The following is a 3,521-nucleotide window of genomic DNA, read 5'->3' as shown; positions in this document are numbered from 1 at the left end:
CCGGATTTGGTCAAAGCTATTGAGCAAGCATTCAATCAAGTCTCAACCGCTGATCTGCAAGGCTGGTTCACTCACTGCTGTTACTGTACCTGATTAGATTGGAAAAGGCTGTAAACTAAAAGATTGAGTTGACTGTGAAACAACAGATTGAATGAAAGGGAGTTTAAAGAAGTCGTTGTAGGTGTTTTGGGGAACTGCAAGATATAGAATCCGTTCTGGATCTGCGTCTTCTAAGGCATAGCGGTAGTTAATGAATTGACCGATCGCCAAATGAAATTTAGAAATCGTAGAAGCACCAATAAAGCTTTTGATTTCAACGGCTATTTTTTGCCCCTCTTTTTGAGCAGCAATAATTTTTTCTGCTCCCAGGTCAATATACATATCAATCACGCCTCCAATTCGAATATGAAGTGGATCATCTGTAATAATCCACCCATCTTTTTCAAGAGCAATTTTGACGGCATTATGAAATAAATCTCTGGCAGACATTTCTCCTCTTCATTCTCCCACTGCAATTCCTTCTACTCTATTATCTCTTCATTCTCCCACTCCCTCATTTTGCCTCGCCTTAAACTTCATTGCAGCCCAGTCACTGGGAGCTTCAGACACTCTGGCACTGCTCTTCTTAGTAGCTTGCTTAACTGCCTCGACATTACCCGCCTCAACGGCTTGTTTCAAATCGCGATCGCGGTGTGCGGCTTGAATTGCAGTTTCTTTATCACGGGAACTGGTATCAAACACTCTTTTTAGATCTTTGAGAATGCCGGAATGGTTGGAAGCAAGCTGATATTGGCGTTCGGTATCGAGCAGCTTTGTCATCAGTTCGAGTTGCATGGAATCACCTTCGCAGAGTTCTTCGAGGAGCTTCCATTCATCAATTCCTAGTGAGTTTTGATTGGAGTTAGGGCGGGGAACGGGCTGAAATTTTGCATCCATTGGTCATGATCAATTTGTGCCAATCATGCGACTGGCAACACTAATGACCTCCGGTGAGTTCTTGATGACGACTGGGCGGCTCCATTCACTACCAGCGATAATGTTGCGGTTATGCAGCAACAGGATCATTCGCTCAACAGCTTGACGAGAAGCGGTTAAGGTCATTTTCACAGGCTCCTCGTGTGGGGAAGATTGAGCAGAATTGGCTTCAGGTGGTTGCCCCGCATCATTCGCAGAATCTCTGTCAATGAACATTACAAATACTCCTAAAACGCAGGAAAGACTGGCACATTAAATTGTCACAGTCCAATTAGTCTTTATATAGGCTACCACAGTCCAATTGGACTGTATACGAAGATGCAAAGCTCTGACACGATTGATCATGCTTGAGGTAAACCGTGTTTAGAGAGTATGGGGAAAGCGGGTAGAGTTCTAAAAACAGTCATGCAGAGCTACGGCATTAGTCAGGGAAAACTAGCCGCAGCGATGGGGATTGGTGCATCTAATGTTTACCGATGGGCCAATGAGATCCGAGATCCCGGATCTGAAACGGTCATGAAAATTTTGGAAGCACTTGAGAACTTAAACCCTGATGCTGCCACAGAATTTAGACAGCTTTATATGAATCCTGATTCAGAGACAGGGACAGAATCAGATTAGGCAATTTTCCAGAATGCGCGATGCCACTGAAGAGAATCAATTCTTGGATTGTAAATCTTCTGGTTTGGCAGAAGAATAGCTTCTCCATCAAAATCTTTTAGTGGTCGTATATCTGTTGGGCTTTCTTCATGGAAGCGCTCGCGTGGAATAATAATTTTGTAATCATCACCAATACCAAACCAACCACGATCAAATGCCCAATGATGATTTTTACAAAGAGCAATTCCATTATCAAAGCGATCGTCGTGAAACTCTGAAAATGGTTTGATATGCGCTCCATCTACAATGTTCTGACTATCTTGGCTAACGATCTTCAAACAGCAAAGGGCACAATGTTGTAGATACAAGGAGACTACGTTACGACGGAATGCAGCATTTCTAACAAATGTCTTATCTTGGTCTTTAATATCTTCTGTTGTGTAAACAGCACCGCCTTTTTCCAATAATCTCAACTGAATATTATCTAGCTCATCAACTTCATAAAGTTTTTCTAGCTGTTGTGTCTTTGCTGGAAACCATGTTGAAACTAGAGTTTCAGCCAAATGAACCCTTGAACTCACATCCTGTAAATACTCAAATAATTCATCATCTACATACGCATATTTAACTGTATTTCGGAGTGCTGATAAACCTTTAATTTTAGTTCTACTTGCAATCGTTGCCTCGAAACCAGGATTAGGCATAAGATGCCAAAATTTATCGCCTGTGAGATGAAAGAAAGGTAAGGAAATATCTGAGCGATGATCAGTGGTTACTAAATTTGACCAGTATTTGAGGAATGTAGCAATTAGCTCAGGAGTTAAATAGATTTGATTATGCTGTATTCTACCTTTGTCAAATTGTTCAATCACAGAGAGTAATAGAGTTGGTTTGTGTGGTACAGCTCCATGGGCGCGATCGACTCCTAGCTTTGTAAACTTTTTAGCGTAGTAGCTTAGGTCTTTCTTCATCGCTAGTTATAAAGCTCCCAATAGCCATCTCTGAGGTACTCTGGCGGATCTCGAAATTCATCGCTTTGCGAAATCTCTTCGACTAACTCAACCTTACCCGGAAACCATCGAGCAACTAACACAGTAACTAAACTACTTCTTAGAATTGGGTCTTGTAGAAATTCAAATAGTTCTTCATCTAAATACGCATATTTAATTGCTTGCTTGACTTCTGCAAAAGTTTTCAACTTCTCTTTAGAAGAGATTAGTTTTATATAACCTGGATTTGCCCATAGATGCCAAAACTTGCCACTTCTCATGTGAAAGAAGGGTCTAGAGATATCAGGATTGTGGTTGAACGAGCCTAGATAACTCCAGTATTTAAGAAATGTTTGAATCAGTTCAGAAGATAAATAAATTTTGTCCTCTGTAATAATTTCTCTTCTAACTTTTTCAATGACGGATAATAACAAAATGGGTTTATGAGGGGCTACACCATGAGCACGATCGACCCGTAAACGTTGAAACTTTTTTGCATAATAGCTCAATGCTTCAATGTCTCTTATTGCTTTTTTATGTTCATCCTGAGGCATATCAAAATAGTTGATCTAGATCAAAGTCTTCTGTATCATCCTGTTGTTTCTGCTTCTCTAAATACAGGATTAACAGAGTTCGCTCTAAAGGCTCCTTAATTCCATACAACTCCCTACTCAAAATCTCAAGTCCACCATTCGCATACTCTTGAAATATTTCTACTCTTTGAAGATCAGTTTCTGGATCAGAAGCCAGAATTTTGGGATCGTTGGTTTCAGCGATCGCGATCAAATCAATAATCGAACGATCTCGAAACTGCTCTTGCAATACGGCATCAGGATCTTTTCTAGAAAACTTCCCTAAAGGAACTTTTTTCCTGTGTTTGAAGCCTATGGCCGCAGCAAATGTTAAGACATCGGCATAAGTTGAGAATAAGCCCGTTCCGTCTTCTTTAGCTCTCAA

The 3,521-nt window shown here is 40.7% G+C and carries 7 protein-coding genes; 1 reads left to right on the top strand and 6 read right to left on the bottom strand.

Going from position 1 to position 3,521, the window contains the following annotated elements:
• Positions 1 to 93 precede the first annotated feature (93 nt).
• Genes H6F80_RS28675 through H6F80_RS28665 form a run of 3 tightly spaced genes read right to left on the bottom strand, consistent with a single transcriptional unit; the run spans position 94 to position 1,191 of the window.
• Positions 94 to 489: an element excision factor XisH family protein gene (locus H6F80_RS28675; RefSeq protein WP_190794921.1), complete on the bottom strand. Its 396-nt coding sequence runs from the start codon at positions 487 to 489 to the stop codon at positions 94 to 96.
• A gap of 48 nt (positions 490 to 537) precedes the next feature.
• The gene (locus tag H6F80_RS28670; RefSeq protein WP_190794920.1) at positions 538 to 936 is read right to left on the bottom strand and encodes a hypothetical protein; all 399 of its coding nucleotides are present in this window, start codon (positions 934 to 936) and stop codon (positions 538 to 540) included.
• Between the two features lie 9 nt (positions 937 to 945).
• Complete coding sequence (locus H6F80_RS28665) at positions 946 to 1,191, bottom strand: hypothetical protein (protein WP_190794919.1); 246 nt, start codon at positions 1,189 to 1,191, stop codon at positions 946 to 948.
• 156 nt (positions 1,192 to 1,347) lie between these two features.
• Between H6F80_RS28665 and H6F80_RS28660 the strand changes: the two genes are divergently transcribed.
• Positions 1,348 to 1,596, top strand: coding sequence for a helix-turn-helix domain-containing protein (locus tag H6F80_RS28660; RefSeq protein WP_190794918.1), 249 nt, complete (start codon positions 1,348 to 1,350; stop codon positions 1,594 to 1,596).
• Here the strand turns inward: H6F80_RS28660 and H6F80_RS28655 are convergent.
• The 3 genes from H6F80_RS28655 to H6F80_RS28645 all read right to left on the bottom strand — a co-directional run.
• Positions 1,593 to 2,546 (bottom strand): HNH endonuclease, encoded by a 954-nt coding sequence (locus H6F80_RS28655; RefSeq protein ID WP_190794917.1) that lies wholly within the window; start codon positions 2,544 to 2,546, stop codon positions 1,593 to 1,595. The two genes, H6F80_RS28660 and H6F80_RS28655, sit on opposite strands and share 4 nt — an antisense overlap.
• Positions 2,547 to 2,548: 2 nt before the next feature.
• Positions 2,549 to 3,118, bottom strand: coding sequence for a phosphorothioated DNA-binding restriction endonuclease family protein (locus H6F80_RS28650; RefSeq protein ID WP_190794916.1), 570 nt, complete (start codon positions 3,116 to 3,118; stop codon positions 2,549 to 2,551).
• A 1-nt stretch (position 3,119) separates the two neighbouring features.
• The coding region (locus tag H6F80_RS28645) for a DNA phosphorothioation-associated protein 4 (protein WP_190794915.1) at positions 3,120 to 3,521 on the bottom strand (402 nt) is incomplete at its 5' end.

It is taken from the genome of Leptolyngbya sp. FACHB-711 (assembly GCF_014695615.1).
GTDB lineage: Bacteria > Cyanobacteriota > Cyanobacteriia > Elainellales > Elainellaceae > Leptolyngbya_A.
Note: the sequence above shows the minus strand (reverse complement) of the source record. Positions and strands in the feature narration are given on the sequence as shown.

Excerpts from the sequence above, each read along its gene's own strand:
- H6F80_RS28675 (WP_190794921.1), bottom strand. The coding sequence starts at position 489 with ATGTCTGCCAGAGATTTATTTCATAATGCCGTCAAAATTGCTCTTGAA.
- H6F80_RS28670 (WP_190794920.1), bottom strand. The coding sequence starts at position 936 with ATGGATGCAAAATTTCAGCCCGTTCCCCGCCCTAACTCCAATCAAAAC.
- H6F80_RS28665 (WP_190794919.1), bottom strand. The coding sequence starts at position 1,191 with ATGTTCATTGACAGAGATTCTGCGAATGATGCGGGGCAACCACCTGAA.
- H6F80_RS28660 (WP_190794918.1), top strand. The coding sequence starts at position 1,348 with ATGGGGAAAGCGGGTAGAGTTCTAAAAACAGTCATGCAGAGCTACGGC.
- H6F80_RS28655 (WP_190794917.1), bottom strand. The coding sequence starts at position 2,546 with ATGAAGAAAGACCTAAGCTACTACGCTAAAAAGTTTACAAAGCTAGGA.
- H6F80_RS28650 (WP_190794916.1), bottom strand. The coding sequence starts at position 3,118 with ATGCCTCAGGATGAACATAAAAAAGCAATAAGAGACATTGAAGCATTG.